The following is a 687-nucleotide window of genomic DNA, read 5'->3' on the forward strand; positions in this document are numbered from 1 at the left end:
AGATACGATCTAGTATTGTTGCTACTTCTGTTTGCTTTTATTAGCACTTGTATTTATATAGTTTTACCAATCCAGATGTTTCACATATCGTTCAGGTATTCACGAACTTGCGCAGCAAGTTGTCACTGAATCTGCTACTTCTGCCAAAAGCATCAAAGTGACCAGGGCGCAGCCGCTGCGTGAATACTGTGTTATAAGATGTCCTGGCCTACTTTGAATTGTCTTCATATGAATAATATTAAAATGACAACTGGTCATTTATTTCAGGGAAAAGTTTTAGGGAGGAAAAGGTAAATAACTAACGGTGTTATACTGCCAATTAATAATCCTATTGCTATATAGCGTAATCTTTCTATCATTTTTAAAATTAACCAAAGTAAGAATCCAATTATTACGTATGACAATGCATTAATAAATCCTTGTATACTTCCTTCATAACCTATATGAAAATCACTTCTAAAGTAGTTAGGTACATATAATGCCAGACTAATTACTGTACTTATTAAAATAAAACTCAAGACTATATATCTTTTTCTTGAAGTGTTTTTTTCTTTATTCATTTGCTCACCCTTCTTAACTTTCTAGATTTAATAGCCAGGATTTCTTATAACGTTCTTGTATTCACGAACTTGCACAGCAAGTTGTCAGACAGATCATACTTCCTGAATTTCCTCTGCTGACCAAGGC

General features: G+C 33.5%; 1 protein-coding gene. It reads right to left on the bottom strand.

Annotation, left to right across the window (positions count from 1 at the left end; genetic code table 11):
- Window positions 1–263 precede the first annotated feature (263 nt).
- Window positions 264–560 (bottom strand): hypothetical protein, encoded by a 297-nt coding sequence (locus AC1TO5_RS21260; protein ID WP_482064826.1) that lies wholly within the window; start codon window positions 558–560, stop codon window positions 264–266.
- Window positions 561–687: the final 127 nt, after the last annotated feature.

This window comes from Paenibacillus sp. Y930, from assembly GCF_056786375.1.

Excerpts from the sequence above, each read along its gene's own strand:
- AC1TO5_RS21260 (WP_482064826.1), bottom strand. The coding sequence starts at position 560 with ATGAATAAAGAAAAAAACACTTCAAGAAAAAGATATATAGTCTTGAGT.